This is a genomic window from Brachyspira hampsonii 30446, assembly GCF_000316195.1.
Lineage (GTDB): Bacteria > Spirochaetota > Brachyspiria > Brachyspirales > Brachyspiraceae > Brachyspira > Brachyspira hampsonii_C.
The window spans coordinates 1110492-1134784 of record NZ_JH994111.1; the positions used below are offsets into that span (position 1 = coordinate 1110492).

The 24293-nt window shown below is 27.6% G+C and carries 19 protein-coding genes; 12 read left to right on the top strand and 7 right to left on the bottom strand.

The annotated features are described in order from the left end of the window. Positions 1 to 83 precede the first annotated feature (83 nt). Together clpB and A966_RS09710 are read right to left on the bottom strand one after the other, a co-directional pair. Positions 84 to 2663, bottom strand: a complete 2580-nt coding sequence (clpB, locus tag A966_RS09705) for an ATP-dependent chaperone ClpB (RefSeq protein WP_008725058.1) — start codon at positions 2661 to 2663, stop codon at positions 84 to 86. Positions 2664 to 2981: 318 nt separating this feature from the next. Beyond that, a complete protein-coding gene (locus A966_RS09710; protein ID WP_008725061.1) occupies positions 2982 to 4721 on the bottom strand; it encodes a hypothetical protein in 1740 nt (579 codons plus the stop codon). Positions 4722 to 5420: 699 nt separating this feature from the next. On the opposite strand from A966_RS09710, the gene A966_RS09715 reads away from it, so the two are divergent. Further along, a complete protein-coding gene (locus tag A966_RS09715; protein WP_008725063.1) occupies positions 5421 to 6824 on the top strand; it encodes an alanine/glycine:cation symporter family protein in 1404 nt (467 codons plus the stop codon). A 156-nt stretch (positions 6825 to 6980) separates the two neighbouring features. Here the strand turns inward: A966_RS09715 and A966_RS09720 are convergent, their stop codons facing one another. Both A966_RS09720 and A966_RS09725 read right to left on the bottom strand, forming a co-directional pair. After that, positions 6981 to 7343 (bottom strand): methionine-R-sulfoxide reductase, encoded by a 363-nt coding sequence (locus tag A966_RS09720; RefSeq protein ID WP_008725065.1) that lies wholly within the window; start codon positions 7341 to 7343, stop codon positions 6981 to 6983. Positions 7344 to 7378: 35 nt separating this feature from the next. Continuing rightward, positions 7379 to 7951, bottom strand: coding sequence for a GNAT family N-acetyltransferase (locus A966_RS09725; protein WP_008725067.1), 573 nt, complete (start codon positions 7949 to 7951; stop codon positions 7379 to 7381). Positions 7952 to 8181: 230 nt separating this feature from the next. On the opposite strand from A966_RS09725, the gene deoD reads away from it, so the two are divergent. From deoD to A966_RS09745, 5 genes are all read left to right on the top strand, one after another. Beyond that, positions 8182 to 8880 (top strand): purine-nucleoside phosphorylase, encoded by a 699-nt coding sequence (gene deoD / locus A966_RS09730; RefSeq protein ID WP_008725069.1) that lies wholly within the window; start codon positions 8182 to 8184, stop codon positions 8878 to 8880. Between the two features lie 295 nt (positions 8881 to 9175). Beyond that, positions 9176 to 9304, top strand: coding sequence for a hypothetical protein (locus A966_RS13450; RefSeq protein WP_008725071.1), 129 nt, complete (start codon positions 9176 to 9178; stop codon positions 9302 to 9304). Positions 9305 to 9437: 133 nt separating this feature from the next. Further along, positions 9438 to 10481 (top strand): 3-deoxy-7-phosphoheptulonate synthase, encoded by a 1044-nt coding sequence (aroF, locus tag A966_RS09735; RefSeq protein WP_008725072.1) that lies wholly within the window; start codon positions 9438 to 9440, stop codon positions 10479 to 10481. Between the two features lie 140 nt (positions 10482 to 10621). Continuing rightward, complete coding sequence (locus A966_RS09740) at positions 10622 to 11623, top strand: NADP-dependent oxidoreductase (protein WP_008725074.1); 1002 nt, start codon at positions 10622 to 10624, stop codon at positions 11621 to 11623. Positions 11624 to 12161: 538 nt separating this feature from the next. After that, the gene (locus A966_RS09745; protein WP_176719972.1) at positions 12162 to 13268 is read left to right on the top strand and encodes a SpoIID/LytB domain-containing protein; all 1107 of its coding nucleotides are present in this window, start codon (positions 12162 to 12164) and stop codon (positions 13266 to 13268) included. A gap of 390 nt (positions 13269 to 13658) precedes the next feature. Here A966_RS09745 and A966_RS09750 read toward each other — a convergent pair whose 3' ends face one another. Then, positions 13659 to 15029 carry an aldehyde dehydrogenase family protein gene (locus A966_RS09750; RefSeq protein ID WP_008725079.1) on the bottom strand — a complete coding sequence of 457 codons (1371 nt, stop codon included), beginning with the start codon at positions 15027 to 15029 and terminating at the stop codon, positions 13659 to 13661. Between the two features lie 178 nt (positions 15030 to 15207). Between A966_RS09750 and A966_RS09755 the strand changes: the two genes are divergently transcribed. After that, positions 15208 to 17463: a lytic transglycosylase domain-containing protein gene (locus A966_RS09755; protein WP_008725080.1), complete on the top strand. Its 2256-nt coding sequence runs from the start codon at positions 15208 to 15210 to the stop codon at positions 17461 to 17463. A gap of 111 nt (positions 17464 to 17574) precedes the next feature. Continuing rightward, complete coding sequence (locus tag A966_RS09760; protein WP_008725084.1) at positions 17575 to 19833, top strand: lytic transglycosylase domain-containing protein; 2259 nt, start codon at positions 17575 to 17577, stop codon at positions 19831 to 19833. 203 nt (positions 19834 to 20036) lie between these two features. Here the strand turns inward: A966_RS09760 and A966_RS09765 are convergent, their stop codons facing one another. Then, entirely contained in the window at positions 20037 to 20486 is a 450-nt protein-coding gene (locus tag A966_RS09765) for a GNAT family N-acetyltransferase (protein ID WP_008725086.1), read from the bottom strand. A gap of 26 nt (positions 20487 to 20512) precedes the next feature. Then, the gene (locus A966_RS09770) at positions 20513 to 20872 is read right to left on the bottom strand and encodes a hypothetical protein (protein ID WP_008725088.1); all 360 of its coding nucleotides are present in this window, start codon (positions 20870 to 20872) and stop codon (positions 20513 to 20515) included. Positions 20873 to 20979: 107 nt separating this feature from the next. On the opposite strand from A966_RS09770, the gene A966_RS09775 reads away from it, so the two are divergent. The 4 genes from A966_RS09775 to A966_RS09790 all read left to right on the top strand — a co-directional run bounded on the left by A966_RS09775 (position 20980) and on the right by A966_RS09790 (position 24285). Continuing rightward, positions 20980 to 21720: a L,D-transpeptidase family protein gene (locus A966_RS09775; protein ID WP_008725090.1), complete on the top strand. Its 741-nt coding sequence runs from the start codon at positions 20980 to 20982 to the stop codon at positions 21718 to 21720. A gap of 63 nt (positions 21721 to 21783) precedes the next feature. Then, a complete protein-coding gene (locus A966_RS09780) occupies positions 21784 to 22764 on the top strand; it encodes a WESB_1763 family membrane protein (RefSeq protein WP_008725092.1) in 981 nt (326 codons plus the stop codon). Positions 22765 to 22807: 43 nt separating this feature from the next. Then, the gene (gene tsaE / locus A966_RS09785) at positions 22808 to 23257 is read left to right on the top strand and encodes a tRNA (adenosine(37)-N6)-threonylcarbamoyltransferase complex ATPase subunit type 1 TsaE (protein ID WP_008725093.1); all 450 of its coding nucleotides are present in this window, start codon (positions 22808 to 22810) and stop codon (positions 23255 to 23257) included. Further along, a complete protein-coding gene (locus tag A966_RS09790) occupies positions 23254 to 24285 on the top strand; it encodes a hypothetical protein (protein ID WP_008725095.1) in 1032 nt (343 codons plus the stop codon). Before tsaE ends, A966_RS09790 begins: the two co-directional genes overlap by 4 nt. Positions 24286 to 24293: the final 8 nt, after the last annotated feature.

Sequence of the window (24293 nt, forward strand, 5' to 3'; positions counted from 1 at the left end):
GTTTAAGTATAAAAATAAAAAGGCTTGCTTCAAATTAAAAGCAAGCCATTTATTTATGATTATGAAATTAAATATGTAAAATGTTATTTTTCAAATACTAAACTGTCTCCTGATTTTTTTACTTTTATGGTATCTCCTTCTAAATATTTACCAGCCAGCATTTCTTTTGCTAGAGGATTTTCTATGTAGTTTTGTATAGCTCTTTTTAATGGTCTTGCTCCGAATTGAGGATCATAACCAATATCAGCAATATAATCTATAGCTTCATCGCTTACATCCAAACTTATTCTTCTATCTTTAAGTCTGTTAGCAACTCTATTTATTTGATTTTTTACTATCTCAGCAATGTATTTTTTGTCAAGTCTAGTAAATGTTATTATCTCATCTATTCTGTTTAAGAACTCCGGTCTAAATGACATTTTTAAGAGTTCCTGAATCTTTTCTTTTATGTCATTAGTATTATCAGCTTCAAGAATCAAATCAGAACCCAAATTACTAGTCATTATTATAATAGTATTTTTAAAATCTACTATTCTTCCCTGTCCGTCTGTAAGTCTTCCGTCATCTAATACCTGAAGAAGTACATTAAATACATCTGGGTGAGCTTTTTCTATCTCATCGAAGAGTATAACAGAATAAGGTCTTCTTCTTACGGCCTCTGTTAATTGTCCGCCTTCATCATAGCCAACATATCCCGGAGGAGCTCCTATAAGTCTGGTAACGGAGAATTTCTCCATATACTCACTCATATCTATTCTTGTCAAAGCATGTTCATCACTAAACAAGAAGTCGGCAAGAGTTTTAGCAAGCTCAGTTTTACCAACCCCAGTAGGTCCTATAAATAAGAAACTTCCAAGAGGTTTATTTTCATCAGAAAGTCCAGCTCTATTTCTTCTAATAGCATCAGCAACAGAAGTTATAGCCTCATCTTGTCCCACAACTCTCTTATGTAATACTTCCTCAAGCTGTAAGTATTTTTGTTTTTCGCTTGCAAGCATTTTACTTACAGGTATTCCAGTCCATACGGATATAACTCTAGCTATATCATCTTCAGAAATCTCTTCTCTTAATAATCTTTTTTTATCTGAGTTTTTAGCATCTTCCATTGCTTTAGAAGCCTCATCAAGTTTTTTCTGAAGTTCTGGAATTTTACCGTATTTTATTTCGGCAGCTTTTGCTAGATTTCCCTCTCTTGTATACTGAGTTTCTTTTATATTAAGCTCTTCAAGTTCTTCTTTTAATTTTCTAGTTTCTTCAATTCTTCCTTTTTCATTATCCCATTGAAGTTTCATAGCATTGCGTTCTTCAGAAAGCTCGGATAATTCTTTTTCAAGTTTTTCTAATCTTTCTTTAGAAGCAGGATCATTTTCTTTTGAAAGAGCCTGTTTTTCTATATTAAGCTGTAATATTTTTCTTTCCAATTTATCAAGTTCAGTAGGCTGACTGTCTATTTCTATTTTTAATTGGCTTGCAGCTTCATCTACCAAGTCAATAGCTTTGTCTGGTAAGAATCTATTAGTTATATATCTGTTTGACAATACAGCAGCAGCAACTAAAGCATCATCTTTTATTCTTACACCATGATGAACTTCGTATTTATCTTTTAAGCCTCTAAGTATTGAAATAGTATCTTCAACAGTAGGCTCTTTACAGTAAACCTGCTGGAATCTTCTTTCAAGTGCCTTATCTTTTTCTATATATTTTCTGTATTCATCTAAAGTAGTAGCACCTATTGCTCTTAATTCGCCTCTTGCCAATGCAGGTTTTAATAAATTAGAAGCGTCCATTGCTCCTTCAGTGGCACCTGCTCCTACTAAAGTATGAAGCTCATCTATAAATAATATTATGTTACCTTCTGATTTTTCTATTTCAGTAATAACAGCTTTTAATCTCTCTTCAAACTCTCCTCTGAATTTAGCACCAGCTACTAATGCTCCCAAATCCAAAGCTAATAATCTTTTATCTTTAAGTCCTTCAGGTACATCTTGAGAAACTATTCTTCTTGCAAGTCCTTCAACAATAGCTGTTTTACCAACACCCGGCTCTCCTATGAGTACAGGATTATTCTTTGTTCTTCTTGATAATACCTGCATAACTCTTCTTATTTCTTCATCTCTTCCTATAACAGGGTCTATTTTTCCTTCTTTTGCTAATGCTGTTAAATCACGGCAGTATTTATCAAGAGACTGCATTTTTGCTTCTGGGTCTTGGCTATTAACTCTTTGACCGTTTCTTAATACTTTTAATGCACTCAAAACTTCTTTTTTAGATATTCCATTTTTTCTTAGCATGTCTCCTGCTTTATTATCAGCTTCAGCAAGTGCTAAGAATATATGCTCTGTAGATACATATTGATCTTTTAGGGCATTCGCTTCTTTTTCTGCTTTTGCTAGAATTTTACCTGCATTAGTAGATAAATGTAATTGAACATTTTCTCCTGTTACTTTTACATTTTCATCAACTAGTTTTTGAGTTTTATCTATTAATGTATTTATAGGAACACCTATTCTCTCTACTAAAGGCTGAATAAGTCCGTCTTCTTGTTTTAATAATGCTAGAAGTAAGTGTTCGCTTTTTATTTCATTATGATCTTCGCCGTTAGCTATATTTGCAGCTTCATTTATAGCTTCTTGGGCTTTTATTGTATATTTATTATAATCCATATTCTAATTAATAGACGGCTTTTTATACCGCCTCACTCCTTTATAAATTAATTATTTAATTTTTGATTAAATAATTTTGTTTCAGCATTTGATTACTGAACACTATTATATATGCAAAAAATATGCCAAATAAATACTTAAAAATGTTTTATTTTTGTACAATTATATTATATTAAAAATAACATCTTATAGAGCTATATATTATGATTGTATTATTTTTATATATCAAAATATGGTTTATGTATAAAAATAATACTGTAAATATATATTCTGTATTGATATAGAATTAAAATTAATTATTTTTATACTAATTAACTTTTAATTAATTTCAAAAGTATAATGTGTAAAAGCCTTATCCGGTTTAAAATATTCATTGCTTTTATCTTTAATTATTTTAATCATATCTGCCATAGCTTTATAATATAGAAAGTAATAACAATTATTTTTATACTCTGATATTGGTCCGGTTTCAAGCAAGCTATAATATTGCTTAGATAAATTTAATGCCTCTTCATATTGAGTGTTCAATTTAAACTCTCTGTCATAATCCACCAAACGAACTAATTTTCCATTAAAAGTAAATAAAGCTGCACCGCCGCTTTCCCAAGCTGTAGACGAAGTTATTTGATTATTAGGCACTATTGTAATCCAATCGGATTCTTTAGCATTATCAGGGTGAACAGATGACATTTGAATTTGATAAATACCAGAATTTCTTATATGTTCTTCTGTTATAGTAAAATTAGTTTCAAATCTTTCTGCTGTTTCCATAATTTCTTTTACAGGTGGTATTGGGTATGTGGTATTAAAAGTTCTGTAATATATACCGTTAAGTTCTGTAAATTCAGGTTCAAAAGGAGTACCGTCATCTGCTGCTTTATATGTAATCAAAGGGTTTTCTTTGAGGAAATATGCAATATCTTGGGCATTTTTTAAAGGTGCCGAACTCATTTCCCTTTCCCAATTAATACCGTCTTTTGTTCCCCATATTCCATCCCAAGGGTCTGGAGAATAAGAGGCTTCTGAGCTATGATACCAATATCCGTCAGAAGCATTGTATACATATTTAGATGTACTTCCTCCTGATACATACATTTTATAATAATCATAACGAAAATAATTAATACGATATCTTCTTCCCCAAGGCGTTTCATTAGTTACCCAATTTTTAGGATCTGATGAATCTTTTCCTAAATCTAATGTATAATAATACTTAGAATCTAAATAAAGATCTTCATTAGACGGAGGAATAAAACCGTCTTTATAATAATCATATATTGTAGGCTGTATAAATAATAAAAATTTACCTTCAAAATATAATAGTACCAAGTCACTATTGGCTGTACCTATTCTTCCCTGAAAATTAGGATTATCAAAATTTAATTTTGGCATATTATATACTTTTTTATGAGTATCAGGAGAGTCAGCCCAATTTATTAAATCTGAAGTGGCTTTGCCCTTTACATTAAGATAAATTTCTGATATATATCTAAAATTATTTACTGGATTCTTTACATTTTTATATTCATATTTTTTTTGAAGAGTTTCAATTATCATTCCATAAGTTCCTGCTGTAGGAATTGTTACTCTATTTGGCTCCATTATTACTTTTTTTGAATTAAGATTAGTCCAGTACTCTTTTTTTTCCAAATCTTCAGATAATGAAAGTCCGTATACTTTTGTTATAGTTTTTCCATTATTATCTATTTTTAATATTGCTCCTTTACCTGTAGGGCTTAGTCTTTTAGTATTCGGATCATATTGGTATTCATTAGTAGCAAGTATATGCCATTCATTATTAAATTTAAATCTTCTGCTGTAGCCCCCAAATACTGTTCCATTTTGTACTATTTCAGGGGTTACTGTTATATATTTTTCTTCTATTTTATCAGGAGGTATCGACAATGCTGGGCTTGGTATTGGATATTGGGGTATTTGTCCGTTATTTGGAAATTCGGTTGGCGGAGGTATTATTGACGGACTTAACAAATTAACTTTTTTACATGAAGAAATAAAAAATAAAACTGATAATAATATAATATAAAATGTTTTTTTCAAAATAAAAATCCTTAATATAAATATATAACAATAGATAGTTAAATATTCATATTAATATTTTACAATATAAATAATATATTTCAATAAAAAATATTAGCATTATGAATATTAGAGTTGTTTAAAAATTTCTTTACAGACAATTTTAAGATCTTTTTATTTTATTTTAAATATATAATATATCTGTTGCAATTTTGTACGTATATATAGTGATGTTATTATATAATAAATTTAAAAATAATATTTATAGTTTTAATAATTGGGGCTTTGCCCCAACCCCCACTTCTTTTGGTGACCCAAAGAAGCAAAAGGACTGCATATTTATATCTTATTTATATAATATTATATTACATTTAAAACAAAAAATACTCTATATAAATTACTGTAAATAAAATTATAAATAAGTCTATATATTACATAACACTTTATTTATTAAAAAGGTTATAATTTTATGCATTAAGGTATTAATCAAAAAAACATCATTTTATAATTAAAAATAATCAAAAAAATTATAGTTATAGTTTTTAAACAAGTCTAATATTAATTTTTATATTAAATAATATGAATTTTACTATACCAAAAAAATAGCATTTATGATATAATATTTTACTAATTACTATTAAAGATAATATTTTTTTGTAGTAATAAAATTAAATAATATATGCTTGTATTTTTTTATTAATAAAATTTTAGGAGTTTATTATGGATACCGTGTCATCTATAGTAGCAAAAGTTAACAGTTTTTTATGGGATTATTTATTAATAATTTTATTATGCGGAAGCGGAATTTATTTCACTATAAGATTTAAATTCGTGCAGATTTTAAAATTTAAAGACGGCTGGGATAGAACATTCGGAAGTCTTTCTTTAGCTGGAAAAGCTGCTGATAAAGAGGGAATGAGTTCTTTTCAGTCTCTTGCTACGGCAATTGCAGCTCAGGTTGGTACAGGTAATTTGGCTGGTGCCGCTACAGCTTTAATATCAGGAGGACCAGGTGCTATATTTTGGATGTGGGTATCAGCTTTTTTGGGAATGGCTACTATATTTGTAGAGGCTTCTTTAGGTCAGAAATATAAAACTACAACTGATGACGGTCATATTATAGGAGGACCTGCATATTATATACAGGCTGCTTATAAAGGAGTTTTCGGAAAGTTTTTATCTATTTTATTTGCTATATTTATAATACTAGCTTTGGGCTTTATGGGAAACATGGTGCAGTCTAACTCTATAAGCGGAGCTTTTGTTAATGCTTTTCCTCAAATTAAGCCTATATATGTAGGTATATTTTGTGCATTAATAGCAGCATTTATATTTATAGGAGGACTTAGAAGAATAGCATCATTTGCAGAAAAGATAGTACCTATAATGGCTTTATTTTATATAATAGGTTCTTTAATAATAATTATGATGAATATAAAAAATCTTCCTAGCTCTATAGCATTAATATTTACAGCTGCTTTTAATCCTCAGGCAGTTATAGGTGGCGGATTAGGAATAGGTGTTCAGCAGGCTATGCGTTTTGGTGTAGCTAGAGGATTATTTTCTAATGAGGCTGGTATGGGTTCTACGCCTCATGCTCATGCTTTAGCTAAAGTTAGACATCCATGCGAACAAGGTGTTGTTGCTATGATAGGTGTATTCTTCGACACTTTTATCGTTGTAACTTTAACTGCTTTGGTTATACTTACTTCAAATATTTTACAAACTCAAATATATCCTTTAACATCTGCAGCTGATATACCAGAAATTTTAAAAGGGGTAGGTTTGCCTCAGGAAGCATTCAGATTGGGATTCGGTTATTTTGGTGTTATATTTGTTGCTGTATGTTTATTTTTCTTTGCATTTACTACTATAATAGGCTGGTATTTTTTTGGGGAGCAGAATATAAAATATTTATTTGGAGTAAAAGCTAAAAAGGTGTATGCCGTATTAGTTGTTGGATTTGTACTTTTAGGTTCTGCATTAAAAGTTGATTTGGTATGGTCATTAGCAGATACTTTTAATGGGCTTATGGTTATACCAAACCTTTTAGGACTTTTGGCTTTAGGTGGTGTTGTTTCTTCATTATTTAAAGATTACAATAACATTATGAAGAAAAAATAATAATTTTAAGATACTAGAAAGCTAAATATAAAAATTGTGAGCGTATAGCAAATTTATTTTCTATATATTTTAGCGGATAATTTTTATTAGCAATAATAAGAAAAATAAAAGGGCTTATATGAAAATATATAAGTCCTTTTTATTTAAAATTAATAATTATTTTTTGGGTTTGAATATCAATGAAATAGAATTCACGCAATGTCTTGTATTTTTTTCTGTAAGATGTTCTCCTGTAAATACATGACCTAAATGTCCGCCGCAATTATTGCATGTTATTTCTATTCTATATCCGTCTGCATCTAATGTTCTTCTAACAGCACCTTCTATTTCATCATCGAAGCTAGGCCAGCCGCAATGAGATTTGAATTTATCTTCAGAGCGGTATAATTCTGCACCGCATTGTTTGCAGCAATAAATACCTTCCTCAAAAAAGTCATTGTACTCACCTGTGAAGGGGTATTCTGTTCCTTTAAAAATTATTACATTTCTTTCTTCTTCATTTAATTCTCTTTTCTCCATTATACTATCTCCTTATATATTATATGTATTATTATTTATTTGTAATTTTCTATAAATGAAATTATTTTTTCTTCATTTATTTCTTTTATTGGTATTATATCTTTGGGATTATCATAATCAAAAATAAGTTCTTTTTCAAAGATACTTACACTATGCCATTTGCCATTTTTATATCCTATATTGTTATAATTTCCTATCAGATTAAAACCTAATGAATAATGTAGTTTATCACTTTTTGTATTTGGCACTGTAACCTTTGAATAAATATTTTTTATTCCCTGATATTTAAGAATTTCAATAATGATAGAGCATAATTTTTTACCTATTCCTCTGCTGATATTATTTTTATCTAAATATATAGATAGTTCACAGCTCCAATTATATGCTTCTCTTTCAAGAAATTTATTTGCATAACAATATCCGATTATTTTTTTACTGTCATCTTCGCATACTAAATAAGGATATTTTTCTATAATATTTTCTATACGATTTTTAAACTCTTCTAAAGTTGGAAGTTTATATTCAAATGTTATGTTTGTATCAATATACTGAGAATATATTGAAAGAATTTGAGAGGCATCTTCAATATTTGCTAATCTTATTTTCATATATTAATTCAAGAGCTCCTATACATATATTTTTCTTAATATTATTTTGATTGTATAAAAATAATATTATAAAACAAATTATAAGTCAATTTTGAAATTAATAAAAAGCTGATGTAAAAATAAATAAGTAAAATTGAACTTATATAAAAATATTATTTAATTTATTTGCTTGATATAAAAAAGATTAATATTTATAATAATACAAAAATAAAATAAAGGAGTAAAACACTATGGCCACACCTCATATAGCTGCCAATAAAGGCGATATTGCTGAAACTATACTTTTACCTGGAGATCCTCTAAGAGCAAAATTTATAGCTGAAAATTTTTTAGAGAATGTTGTTCAGTATAATTCTATAAGAAATATGTTTGGTTTTACAGGAACTTATAAAGGAAAAAAAGTTTCAGTTCAAGGTACAGGTATGGGAATGCCTTCCTGCAGTATATATTCTTATGAGCTTATTCATTTTTACGGCTGTAAGAATTTGATTCGTATTGGTACGGCAGGTGCTTTATCTGATAAACTTCATATAGGTGATTTGGTTATAGGAATGGGAGCATGCACTGATTCTAATTATGCTTCTCAGTATAAACTTCCTGGAACTTTTGCTCCTATAGCTAGTTATGAGCTTTTAAAGAATGCTGTAAAAAAAGCTGATGATATGAAAATTAATTATCATGTAGGCAATATAGTTTCATCTGATGTGTTTTACGGAGCTAATAATGCAACACCGAAATGGGCTAAAATGGGAGTATTGGCTGTTGAAATGGAGGCTGCTGCTTTATATATGAATGCTGCTTATGCTGGAGTTAATGCTCTTTGTATGGTTACTATTTCTGATTCTCTTGTTACAGGTGAGGCTACAACTGCTGAACAGAGAGAGAAAACTTTTACAAATATGATGGAAGTTGCCTTATCTTTAGCATAATATTAAATAAAAGCATCTGTATTTTTGCAGATGCTTTTATTTATTAAAAGTAAAAAATTATAAATACTTGACTTTTTATATTTTTTGTATATAATTTATTACTATGAATGGTAATTTATTTTCAATTAATTTCAAAAGCATTTACGCTTATTACTTCTTCTATTATGGCGTTTAAGGCGCCAGAGTATCTATTTTTCTAATCAAAACAAATTTATATATTTAAACTTTTATTAATACTTAATTTTTATATTTAAGTTCATCAATTTTTAACTATTTTATTTAAGGAGAATATATTATGATAGTGGTAATGAAACCAAATGCAAAAGAAGAACATATTAATAATATTGTAGAAAGACTTAAAGAGGCAGGTCTCGGCATAAATAAAAGTATAGGAGTAGACTACACTGTAATAGGAATGGTCTGAGATACTTCTATTATTGCTAATAAAAATTGCTCGTTTTAAGGCTCTGGTATTCTGACGAATACCAGACACTCGCAATTTTTATATTTAAGTTCATCAATTTTTAATTAACTATTTTATTTAAGGAGAATATATTATGATAGTGGTAATGAAACCGAATGCTAAAGAAGAACATATTAATAATATTATAGAAAGACTTCAAAGTGCAGGTCTTGGTATTAATAAGAGTGTAGGAGTTGACTACACTGTAATAGGTATGGTTGGGGACACTTCAAAGATAGACAGAGATTTAATTTCATCTTTGCCAGGAGTATCTAAAGTATTAAAAGTGCAGGAGCCATTTAAAAGAGCAAACAGAGCGTTCAAAAAAGAAGACACTGTAGTTGATGTAAGCGGTGTAAAAATAGGGGAGGGAAAGCCTACAATTATTGCAGGACCTTGTTCTGTTGAAAGTGAAGAGCAGGTTATTAATATAGCTAAAAGTGTAAAGGCTTCTGGTGCTTCTATACTTAGAGGAGGAGCATTCAAACCTAGAACTTCGCCTTATGCATTTCAGGGTTTAGCTTTAGACGGACTTAAAATATTAAAACTTGCAAGAGAAGAGGTTGGAATACCTATTGTAAGTGAGATTGTATCTATAAGGCATTTAGAAGATTTTGATAATACAGTGGACATGATTCAGATTGGGGCAAGAAACATGCAGAACTTTGAACTTTTAAAAGAAGTAGGAAAATTAAAAAAGCCTATACTTTTAAAAAGAGGTTTATCAAGCACTATAGAAGAATGGCTTATGAGTGCCGAATATATACTCAATCAAGGCAATGAAAATGTTGTGTTATGTGAGAGAGGCATAAGGACATTTGAAACTTATACTAGAAATACATTTGATGTAAGTGCGATACCTGCAATAAAACGTTTAAGTCATTTGCCTGTTATAGGAGATCCTTCGCATGCAAGCGGTAAATCATGGATGGCGCTTCCTCTAACATTAGCGGCTATTTCTGCAGGTGCTGATGGTATGATAATAGAAGTGCATAATGATCCAGAGCATGCTTTATGTGATGGTGCACAGTCTATAAAGCCTGATGTGTTTGCTGATATTATGGAATCTGTTAATATGATATCTGATACGGTTCAAAAAATAAAAGAAAAACATAACGGCAAAATTTATACTAAATAATTATTTTATATAAATTATTATTATATTTTTTAAGAGATGAATGGATTTTATTCTGTTCATCTTTTTTATTGCATAATATTTTATATTGATTTTTATAAACAATATTATAAAATCTTTCAAATTAAAATTTAGGAGACATTATGATAGCAGCACAAATTGACAAATATTCAAAAGATATTGATATAAAGATTAGAGATATACAAATACCAGAAATCACCGATGATGAAGTATTGGTTAATATAAAGGCAGCTGCAGTAAACCCACTTGAAATATTAATACTAACAGGCAGTGTAAGACTTATACAGGATTATAAAATGCCTCTTACACTAGGAAATGAATTTGCCGGTGTGGTTGAAAAGATAGGTAAAAATGTAAAAGATTTTAATGTAGGCGATAAAGTTTATACTCGTATGCCCATATCAAAAATAGGTGCTTTTGCTAATTATGCGGCAGTTGATAGTAAGTTTTTATCATCTATGCCTAATAATTGCGATTTTATTGAAGCAGCAGCAATACCTCTTACAGCACTTACAGCTTATCAGGCACTCAAAGAAGAATTAGAGGCTAAATCTGGAGAAACTGTATTAATAACAGGAGGATCTGGAAGTTTCGGAGAGATGGCAGTTCCTATTTTTAAATATTTCGGGCTTAATGTTATTGTTTCTGGTAATGAGAGGTCAAAAGAGCATTTTATAAGTTTGGGTGCTGATAAATATATTGATTATCGTAAAGAAAATTATTGGGAGTTAGTTTCGGAAGCTGATTATGTTATAGATACACTTGGTGCAAAAGAGTTTGATAAAGAGTTATCAGTATTAAAGAAAGGTGGTCGTATTTTAAGTTTAAGAACAAGTCCTAATAAAAAATTTGCTGAAGTGAATCAGTTTCCTTTCTTAAAAAGAACTTTATTTTCTTTGGCAGGCTCTAAGTACGATAAAAAAGCTATGAAAGAAGGAAAAGAGTATAGATTTATGTTTGTAAGAGCTGACGGAGCACAGCTTAAAGAAATTACAAAAATAGTAGAAGATAAAAATATAAAGCCTAAAATATTTTCTAAAGTATTTAGTCTTGAAAACACAGAGGAAGCTATTAAAACTATGTCTAAAGGCGGTATAGAAGGTAAGATAATCATATCTATGTGATTATTTTTTTATAAAAAATTAAATAACTTGCTGCAGTATAATAGACTTGTTTCAAAAGTACTTGACAAATAATTTTATAAGTTTGTTGTTTTATGCTAAATTATATAATATTAATTATTAAATAAATCATATGTTTTACATGTTGTATGATTTATCATTTTAATATATAAATATGCAGTCTTTCGCCGAAGGCGTACTTCGTATGCTTCTCGCCTGCCGAAGGCACGCACAGCGAGGCGTACTTCGTATGTGCCACACCGAAGGCGGACAGTGTCACAAAAGAAGTGGGGTTTGGCACGACTGTGTGCTTCGCAGCAAAGCCCCAACCATAATTAAAAAAATATTAAATTAAAAAAGTATAAATATTAAGAAATTAAGTTTTGAAACAAGTCCAATTTAAGAAAACTATATAAAATTATATTGTAAAGCAAGTTTTCAAATAACCGATAATTTTAGCGAATAATTTTATTTACAGCAAGGAGGCGTTAAAATTATGGGAGTCAAAAAGTATTTCTTTTTATTGCTAGTATTATTGGCAATGAATAGTATATATGCATTTGCAAATCAAAATATTATCAGAGTACAATTAACAGATGTAAAAGCTCCATATACTATTAATATCAAAGGTCCTTATAAAGCGTACAATTACAAATATGAAAGCGAAATAATATCAGCTTTAACTAATGAAACTGTAATGGTTGTAGAAAACAGATTAGGTTTAAAAGTTAATGAAGTGGGTGTTTATAAAGAGGGTATAGTATTTGAAACACAGGACGGATTTACTTTAAATGGAAAAGAATATTATGGTTCTTTAATGTTTATTCCATATAATGATACCATGATAGTGGTTAATGAGCTTAATATTGAAGACTATGTTAAAGGGGTTTTACCTCATGAGATGTCTCCAGATTGGCCTATGGAAGCATTAAAAGCTCAGGCAGTTGCAGCCCGTACTTATGCAATGTATCATATATTAAAAAATGCTAATAAACTTCCTTTTGATGTTGATAATACTACAAAATTTCAGGTTTATAATGGCAAAGAAAAAATGAATTGGTCTGTTGAACAGGCTGTTGACAGAACAAGATATGAAATCGCTGTTTACAAAGGCAAAGTTATAGCTACATACTTCAGTGCTTTATGCGGCGGACATACTGACAGTGCAGAAAATGTATTCGGTGTTGCTGTGCCTTATTTGGAAGGTGTTTCTTGTCCTTACTGCAATGCTCAGATTAAACCTTGGACTAATGCACTAAGCTATAATGAACTTAATAATGATTTAGCTAATTATTCTGTACATGCAAGCGAAAAATCTTCTATTGGTATTAGCACTGACCCTAAGTCTGGAAAGGCTACTAATATAAAAATAGATGACAGCGATATTACTTCAAGAGATTTCAGAAGCACACTTTCTCCTAAACTAGTGCCATCACTTAATTTTACTATTAAAAAAGTGGATAATGGTATAATAATTACTGGTAAAGGAAGCGGACATGGAGTAGGTATGTGTCAATGGGGTGCTTATGGTATGGCTCAGGTAAAAAAAGACTACAAAGAAATTTTGAAGTTCTACTATAATGGCATTGATATTGTTGATTATAATAGAGTTAATAAAGAGTTTGAACCTGATGTTTGGGGAAAATAAAATTTATAACTAGATAAAATTAAAGGCTTGTATTAATCAATTTTAATGCAAGCCTTTTTTTGTTATTATACTGATGCACTTTATATAGAATTATAAACATTTTTGCCTCACACACCACAGGCGGACTTCGTCAAAGTTGAAAAAAATGTAATTACTAGAACTTTATATTTTAGATACATGTATTAAATATATGATAATACATAAATTTATGCTAAAAATGCAGTTCTTCGCGACTGCGGGCTGTGCCTGGTTCTTTTATACCAATAAAAGAACTGTGGTGCTGCGTAGCACACAGCGTGGTGGGCAAAGCCCTGCAAATATTTAAAATTTGAAAAATTAGTTTTGATAAACTATATTTGTTTAGGTATATACTAATTTTTATATATAAAATTATTTCTTTACCAAATTATATAATAAATTAACTTCTTTAATTTTTGTAGAATAAGGCGGATATTTTGTTTTTAGTTCAAAACCATATCCTTTAGTTAAAACGGTAGTTTCTTTTGAAAAACATTTAAAGCTATAATATCCATGATAATTACCCATTCCGCTGTTTCCAACTCCTCCAAATGGGGCATTAGAATTTAGTATATGACTTATGGTATCATTAACAGAGCAGCCTCCGTAACTTATTTTCTCTATAAAGTAATAATTAAAATCAATATCTTCTGAGAATATATACATAGCAAGAGGATTAGGACATACTTTTTCTATTATATCTCTGGCTTCTTCTTTTGTTTTATAATAAAGTATTGGGAAAATGCTGCCGAATATTTCATCTTTTATAATATTAGTTTCTAAATCTTTAGGTTCTACTAATGTTATAGAAATAGATAAATTATTATCATCATATTCACCGCCGTAAATAATTTTTCCGTCATTTAAATATGATTTTAATCTTTTATAGTGATTTTCATTTATTATTCTATGGAGCTTTTTTTCTTCATTAAATAGTTTTATTTCTTCATTAAATGCTTTTAAAAATATTTCTTTTAAATCTTCTCTTATGAGTATATAATCTGGAGATACACAAGTTTGACCAGAGTTTATAAACTTTCCCCATATAATTCTTTTTATAGCCTTATTAAAATTATTTCCTTTTATATCATCAATTATAACAGGGGATTTTCCTCCAAGCTCTAATGTTACAGGTGTGAGAAACTCTGAAGCATTTGACATAATAATCTTTCCAACTCTTGGAGAGCCTGTAAAAAATATTTTATCATATTCTATTTTACTTACATTTTCCGGAGGTATACTTTTATCTACAACGGCAATATATTCTTCATCAAATGTATCTTTTATAGAATTATATATTACATCATATACAGTAGGAGTTAATTGAGAAGGTGCTATTATAGCGGTATTGCCGGCTCCTATTGCACCTACAAGCGGAAGAAAAGTTAATTGTATAGGGTAGTTCCAAGGCGATATTATTAATGATACTCCAAATGGTTTATTTATTATAGTGGTTTTTGAATCTATAGTTACCATATTTCTTTTTGCTTTTTTGTTATGCATCCATTTTTTAAGATTTTTTATGAATGTTTTAATCTCTTCCATTACAAAAAATAATTCTGTACCTATAGCTTCAAATTCTGACTTCTGCATATCTTTATACAGAGCATCTATAAAATTTCTTTCATACTTTATAAGCATTGATTGTAATTTTTTTAATTGTTCTATTCTAAAATCGTATGATAATGTTTTTGAACTTTTGAAAAATTGTTTTTGTTTATCTCTTAATTCTGTTAAATTCATTTTCCCTCCTTTTTGTTTAAATATATAAAAAATAATAAGAAAATTATTTACTTTTTATAAAAATTTTAATTAAATATATAATCATCATAGTAAGTCAAAATGTAAAATTGGTTTGCAAAAAATGAAAAAAATAATAAAATAATAATTACTATATAAAAACTATTTTTGATGAGGTTCAATGAAAAATAAAATTCTATTTAATAAAAGATTTATACTGCTTATTATTTCTTTTTCTCTTATTATTGTTGTTGTCGCTTCTATTTTAACTGCACAGGATATTTCATTAAAGAAAAAAATCACTTCAAAGAATAAAATAAATTATGGTACTGCATTAGAATTATATAATAGAGAAAAATATTTAGAAGCATATAATCAATTTACAAATATAATAAACAGAGATGAAGATTCAATTATTAAAGATTATATTATATATTACGGAGCTAAAAGTGCTTTAAATACAAATATGTATGATGAGGCAATAGATTTATATTCATTGCTTATGAAAGAATATACAAATTCTCCATTATATCCTTATGCAGAGCAGTATAAGGCATTGGCTGAGTTTTACAAAGATGATTATCCTATAAGTAATTTTTTTAATAGTAGGAAACAAAAGTGGATTAAGGAATTCGTAGGTATTAGAGCTTTAAGAAATACTGATGATACCAATAAAGCTAAGATGATAGCTTATGAACTTATAACTAAATTAACAAACACTGAAGCTATTATTTATTATAACAATAATTACGAAGATGAAATATTATTATTCGATGATAATTTAAAATATAAATCTGCTTTAGTGCTGTATGATGCCGGCTTTAGAAAATCTGCATTAAAACTTTTCCAATATTTATATTCTAATAATTACAATAAGGGAAACTCAACTTATTATATGGCTAGAATAAATGAAGCAGAAGGAAACAGGCAAGAAGCATCTAAATTGTATGATGAATATTTATCTAATGCCAATAATAAAACATATAGAAAAATGGGGCTTTATTATTCTGCAGGTAATTATTCTAAATTGACAAATAATAGCAAATCAATGGAATTGTATAACACTTTTTTGAAAGAATATCCTAAAGATGATTATGTTCCAAGAATATATAATAATTTTGTTAATACAAGTTTAAATAAAAATAATTTAGTTCAGGCAAAGGTTTATTTAACTAATGTTATGAATAAATTTCCAAATAGCTGGCAGACAGAATTAGCATTAAAATCATATTTAAGAAAAGCATTCAAATTAAAAAATAAAACTGAAACCTATTTTGCTGCTTCAGCATTAGAGAAAAGGTATACGAAATTCCGACATGATTTTCCATTATCTTGGAATATGTGGACGGCTGAAGAGTTTAGAGATACTGAAAAAAGAGATGAATATTTAATGAAAACACTTCTTACAAGTAAAAATCATTATTTTATAAAAGGTGCTTTGAGCTTAGCCAATGATGAAATGATTAAAAATGTTGAAATTAGTAATACTTATTATTTTGATGAAGCTGAAAAATATTATGCTGATTCAAATTATACTAAATCTATGGAAATGCTTGATAAGATTCAGTTTTTAAATTATATATCTACGGGAAAAGAAGATGAGTTTATGAAATCAGCTAGAGATATGGCTAAAAATATTCTTATGCAAAATGAATTTGTAAAAGAATTATATTCTAATAAAAGTGATTATGATCTATTTAATGAATTATCATTGCAAACTACTAATGAAGCTGATAGGTCTATATTATTATATTATTATGGTGATTATGATAATGCATATACAGAATATGATAAAATATTTAAGAAAGCAGAAGAAGTAACTTATCCGTTATTTTATTTCGCTGAAAAAATTTTTAAAGATTCAGGCAATACCAAGAGGCTTATGCAAATATCAGTTAATATAGGAAAATATTTTAATTATCCTTATTCTTACAACACTGATTTACTTCCAGATGAATTTAGAAAGATGGTTTATCCAAGATATTTTGATGAATATGTTTTACCAGAGGCAAAATATTATAAAATAGATCCATTATTTGTATATTCTATAATGCGGGAGGAAAGTACATTTGATCCTAAGGCTAAATCTTGGGTTGGGGCTACAGGTCTTATGCAGTTAATGCCGGCAACAGCTGAAGAGGGAAATAGAAATCCTAGATACAGATACGATCCTTTAGATTTAACAGATCCGAAGCAAAATATTAATATAGGTATTGGACATTTAAGCTGGCTATTTAAAAACGAAAATGCAAGCAACTATATAATAGTAGCTGCAAGTTATAATGCAGGTTCAGGACGAGGAAGAAGATGGAAAGCAGAGTATGGTACTAATAATATGTATCGTACAGGAAGATTTATTGATATTGAAGAAACTGAATATTATGTGGAACGTGTTATCAATAGTTATGAACATTATAGTAAATATTATAAAGATTAAAGTATAAATGTATTAAAAATGTAATGAAAATGTAAAATTTATTTGCAAAAAATTAAAAAAGTAATACAATAACAATTACTATATAAAAAACTATTTTTAGGCTGCTATTAAATGAAAAAAAACATTTTCAGAATCTTTAATAAAAGAATTTTAATATTTACATTTTGTTTTGAAATTATTGTTATTATTATGACATCTATATTAGGTGCTCAGGATATATCATTAGAAAAGAATATTATATCTAAAAGTAAAATAAATTACGGCACAGCATTGGAGCTTCATAAGAGAGAAAAATATTTAGAAGCATATAATCAATTTACAAATATAATGAATACAGAAGATGATATGATTATAAGGGATTATGTTATATATTACGGAGCTAAGAGTGCTTTTCTTACTAATATGTATAATGAGGCAATAGATTTATATTCATTATTAATGAAAGAATATCCCCGTTCATCATTATATCCTTATGCTGAGCAGTATAAAGCACTTTCCGAGTTTTACAGAGATGATTATCCTGTAAGTAATTTTTTTAATGGAAAGACTCAAAAATGGATTAAGGAGTTTGTAGGAATAAGAGCTTTAAGAAGTACAGATGATACTAATAAAGCTAGAATGATAGCTTATGAGCTTTTAAGCAGATTCGGATTAAGCGAAGCAGCTATATATTATAATAATAATTTCTCTGAGGATATTTCTTCTTTTGCTAATGCTTTAAAATTTAAAACAGCAGCTATACTTTATGAAGCAGGATACAGAAAAGCATCTTTAAATTATTTTAAGGATTTATATGATAATAACTCTTATAAAGCAAGTTCTACATACTACATGGCTAGAATTAAACAGCTATCTGGAAATAGAAGAGATGCTGCTGCCTTATTTGATGAATATTTATCAAATGCTAATAATAAAACTCATAGAAGATTAGGACTTTATTACTCGGCTGATAATTATAATAAATTGAAAGATTATGATAAATCATTTAAGCTTTATAATACTTTTTTGAAAGAGTATCCTAGAGATGATTATGTTCCTAGAATATATAATAATTTTGTAAATTTGAGCCTTAATAGAAATAATCTTGTTCAGGCAAAGACTTATCTTACAAATGTAATGAAAATATTTCCTAAAAGCTGGCAGACGGAATTAGCCTTAAAATCATATTTAAGAAAGGCGTTTAAATTAAAAAATAAGACAGAAACATATTTTGCTACTAAGGCTTTGGAGGCAAGGTATCCTAATTTTAGGCATGATTTTGCTTTATCTTGGAATATGTGGGCTGCTGAAGAATTTGGAGATAATGATATAAGAGATAAATATTTGATGCAGAGTCTTTTAACTAGTAAAAGTCATTATTTTGTTAAAGGAGCTTTGAGTCTTGCTGATAGTGAGATGGTAGCTAATGTTGAGCTTAGTAATACTTATTATTTTAATGAGGCTAAAAAATATTATTCAGATTCTAATTTTACTAAATCTATGCAGATGCTTAATAAGATACAATTTTTAAATTATATTTCTACAGGCAAAGAAGATGAACTTACTAAAGAGGCTAGGGCAATGGCTAAAAATATTCTTATGCGAAATAGATTTGTAAAGGATTTATATGCCAATAGAAGCGAGAAAGATTTATTTAATGAATTATCACTTCAGACTAGAAGAGAAGTTAACAAATCAATAATATTGTATTATTACGGTGATTATGACAATGCATATACTGAGTTCGATAAGATATTTAAAAAGACACAGGTAACATATCCTTTATATTATTTTGCAGAGAAAATATTTATAAGTTCAGAAAATACAAAAAGGCTTATGCAGATATCAGCAAATATAGGCAAATATTTTGGATATCCATATTCAGACAATACAGACTTGCTTCCAGATGAGCTTAGAAGAAAAGTGTATCCTAGATATTTTGATGAGTATGTAGTACCAGAGGCTAAATATTATAAGATAGAGCCTGCATTTGTATATGGTATAATGAGAGAGGAGAGTTTGTTTGATCCTAAGGCTAGATCTTGGGTTGGAGCTATGGGACTTATGCAGCTTATGCCTTCAACTGCTGCAGCTGAAAATAAAAAGGCTAGATATAGATATAATCCTTTAGATTTAACGGATCCTAAACAAAATATTAATTTGGGAATCTCTCATTTGGGTTGGTTATTTAGCAGTCAAAAGGCAAGCAATTATATATTAGTAGCGGCAAGCTATAATGCAGGTTCAGGACGCGGAAGAAGATGGAAAGCAGAGTATGGTACTAATAATATGTATCGTACAGGAAGATTTATTGATATTGAAGAGACTGAATATTATGTAGAGAGAGTTATTAAAAGCTACGAATATTATAGTAAGTATTATAAGGATTGATATTAATATATTAGAATTGTTTCAAAAGTATTTGAGAAAATTATTTTAAAAATAATTAAATTTTTAAAATTAAGATTCAGTGTTTTATATATTTGGTATTTGTCATTTTAATATATAAATATCCGTCTATTTCACCTGTCAGACTTTTTTTCAATGATTGTTCGTTTCGCAATCATAAATAAAATTAGTTTGAGATAAGTATATTAATAAATCATATAATGAAAATGTACTCCGTTTTCTTCTTGAATATCATTATATAGTTCTATAAATCCTAGTTTTTTATAAAATTTATATGCATAATGACTTGATTTTACAGTGTACTTATCTGAATTTAAAATGTTTTTTGCCTCATTAAATAAACTGCTTGCTATACCTAATTTAAAATATCTGTCATCTACAAAAAAAAGAGAAATATGATCAAAATCAGTTATTTCAAGCATTCCAACTATTATATCATATTCATTTTTAGCAATAAGCATCAAAGAGCCTTGCATAAAAAATCTTAATTTCATATTATTAGCTGATATAAAAGTTAATACATTATTAATCCCTTCATCTGTATCTAAATTAGAATTGTATTTCAAATATATATTTTTGGCGAGAGTAGAAATATCTTCAATATTTTCAACTCCCGCTTTTTCTATTTTAAACATTTTTATTTTTAAATATTTTTTATTTATTATTCAAATGCTTTTATTAATCTTTGGAAAGGAAGATGATTAGTATCTTTAACAAATGAGCCGTTTTTATAATATCTCAAGTATGGTATTAAATCATTATTCCATACATTCTCTTTAAAATTCATGAAAGGTTCATATAGAGGACTTTCATTATACATACAAATATAAACTGTAATATCTATAGGTGATTTCTCTTCATTTGCTTTTAATTCTCTTTCTAAGCCTTTCCAATCTCCGCACCAATCCTGAGTGAATATAGCCAAAACATTTTCTGAAGATTTTTTTATATCATCACTTACTTCTTTAGTATCCATTATATGCTGCATTTCTTTATCACTAATGGTTTTAAAAGTTAACATTATTTACTCCTTAAAATTTTTTATTTAATGCAGTAATAATACAGTAAAATATATTTTTAATCAAGAAAATATTTATTATTACGATATTAACTTTGGGGGAGTATATTATGAAAAAAGTTTTTATTTTTATTATTATTTTTAATATGATTAATTTTTCTTTATTTGCAGGCGATTTTTTAGATAATCAGAAAAGATACAGCAGAGTAAGAACAGCAATAAAAGAAAAAGATGAAATTATAAAAAACACATTAAAAAATAATAATATAGAATTAAAAAATCTTAATGTATTAATAACAGCATACAAGCAGGAAGACATATTAGAGATATATGCAAAAAATAAATCCGACGCATCGTATAAAAAAATAGCCTCATACAATATAGCAGCAAAATCCGGCATACTAGGTCCTAAGAGAATGGAAGGAGATTTGCAGGTTCCAGAGGGTTTTTATTATATAGACAGATTTAATCCTGCAAGCAGCTACTATCTTTCTTTGGGTATTAATTATCCTAATGAATCTGATAAAAAGAAAAGTAATGCCTTAAGATTAGGAGGGGATATATTTATTCATGGAGCTGAGGTTACAATAGGATGCATGCCCATGACTGATGATAAAATAAAAGAAATATATTTATATGCTTTATATGCTAAAGATAATGGACAAAATAAAATACCTGTTTATATTTTTCCATTTAAAATGACAGAGAGAAATTTTGATTATTATAAAAAATATTATGATGAATCTTTAATAAACTTTTGGTCAAATTTAAAAAAAGGATATGATATATTCCAAAAAACTAAAAAAGAATTAAATATTAAAATAGATTCTAAGGGAAACTATGTATTTTAAATTCTTGCAATTTTTCTATAAAAATATTACTATTATAACAATATAATAATTGGGTAATAGTTAATGATTCAAATGAATAAAAATACTTCTTTTGTAGATGCATATAATTTCTGGTCATATTTACTGATTGCTATTGTATTTTTTAACTATTTATTTTTCAGATCTTTAATAATTGATAATAATTCTTTTATATATTTAATTACATTTATTTTAGATTATATTGTATTAATATCTTTTTTTCTTCTAGTATTTTATAAATTTTACAACTGCATATTTAATTCAGAACCTTTTTTGGCTGTATTTGGTATATTGTTTATAATATCAGGTACTCTAAGACTTTATGCTATAGAAATTAATATTTATAATTATATAGAGTTATTATATTTTATATCAATATTCATTCTCACAATTAAAATTTTTCATTCTATAATAAAATCAAATAATATAATGGAATTAGATAGAGGAATATATGTTTTTATGCTTATTTCTTTAGCATCATCTAATATTAATTATATTTTAATATCATCAAATAAAATAATAGATACTGATATTTTTCATTATATATCTACTTTTATATCATCATATATGAGTAAATTATCATCTTTTTCATTTTTAATATTAATGATAGCTTATATACTTTTTTTTATGAAAAAAGTTGTTATGAAAAATATTAATAAATCATTCTTTTTTATTATAATGATGGTAATATTATCAATAATAGCAATATTAGTATTTGGTAATTATTTCTTTTTGATTGTAGTGTCATTTTTTGGTGCTTTAGGTATTGTTATGTATTTACCTTTTACTGTTTATCTTGTAGTAATTATAATGTTTTTAATGACTTTATTTACATCTTTTATGAGTTCTTTGGTATCAAGATATTATTGTCCTAAATTGATAGTATTTACTTTATTTATGCTTGCTGGACTTGATATGAGCAATTTTGCATTGAGGTTAATATCTGTATTTGCTATTATGGAGATGCTTGCGGTATGTAATTCAAAAAAAGACGATGAAGAATATTTGACAAATAATACTCTATAATATATTATTTTTTATTATTATTTTATAATTTAAACTGTTGAATATGAAAAAAGAAATTATTAAAGAAGAGAAAAATATAAGTCTTGAAGGTATAGAAAAAATTGCTGAATTTTTTAAAAATATCTTAAAAGATGGTGATATTGTTATAATGGAGGGAAATCTAGGATTTGGAAAGACTACATTTGTAAGAGTATTATCCAGATTTCTTGAAAGCACAGATATTGTTAGCAGTCCGTCATTTACTTTGATAAATGAGTATGATATAATTTTAAATGGTGAAGAAAGTATTTTAAGACATGTTGATTTATACAGGCTTGAAAAAGAAGAGGAGCTTGACGATATAGGATTCAAGGACAAAATTAGAGAGAATGGAGTTACCATGATAGAATGGGGCGGAAAATTTAGAGATTATTTTGAAGCTCCGTATTACTTATTTGAAATAGAAATGCAAGAAGAAAATAACAGGTTATATAGGATTAGTTTAATTTCATGAAAAAATTATTTGTATTATTTATAATGATATTTACCTTATTAATATCATGTTCTAAGGAAATAGATAAAAATACTATAATAAATGCTATGAGCAGTATTTCATCTGTCAATGTTGTTATTGGAAATACCATAGATTATGAGGTTCGAATACTTTCTAAAAATAATATAGAATATAATTTTGAAGATTTATCATTTGATGATAGAGATAATAAATGCAGAATTATATCTGTTGAAAATAAAACTAGAGATGATGGAGAATATAAAGAAAGAATCATAAAATATAAATTAGGCTTTTATGATGTAGGGCAATTTGTTATATATCCTTTTAAGATTTCATATAATTATAATAATGAATATAGAGAACTTAATGGAGAAGACATAACCATATTGGTTCATCCTTTTTCTGACGGAGAGACTTTGCCTCCTATGAAAGGTACTATTGGTATACCTATGCCTTCGTATGTATGGATATTTGCTGCGATTATAGTTTTTGCTGTTATTGGAATAATAATACTTATTTTTGCTGTAGTAAAATATATAGAAAGAAAATTCAATGAGAAAATAAATATAAAAGAAGATACAGAAGCATTGAATGCCTTGAAACTCATAGACTGCAATACTTATTATAATGAAAATAAATATGCAGAGTATTATTTTGAATTGACATTTATATTTAAAAGGTATCTTACAAAAAGATTCAGATTTAATATAGAAGATATGACTACCAGCGAAATAAATCAATTATTTAAAGAAAATGTATTTAATGAAAGCGAATATATAATAAAAATGTTTGAAGAGTCCGATTATGTAAAATTTGCCAAACAGATTCCTGAACTTAAAATAATGCATAAGGATTATGATTTTTGTGTTGATTATATAATAAAAAACGGCAATTTATATACTGCATTAAAATTAGAAGAAAAAGAAAATAAGAAGATAAGAAAAGAAGAAAAGAAAAAATTAAGAAAAGAGTTAAAAGAGCAGAAAAAACTTCAAAAGAAAATGGCTCATCTTCAGGAAAACAGTTAAGAGTAAAA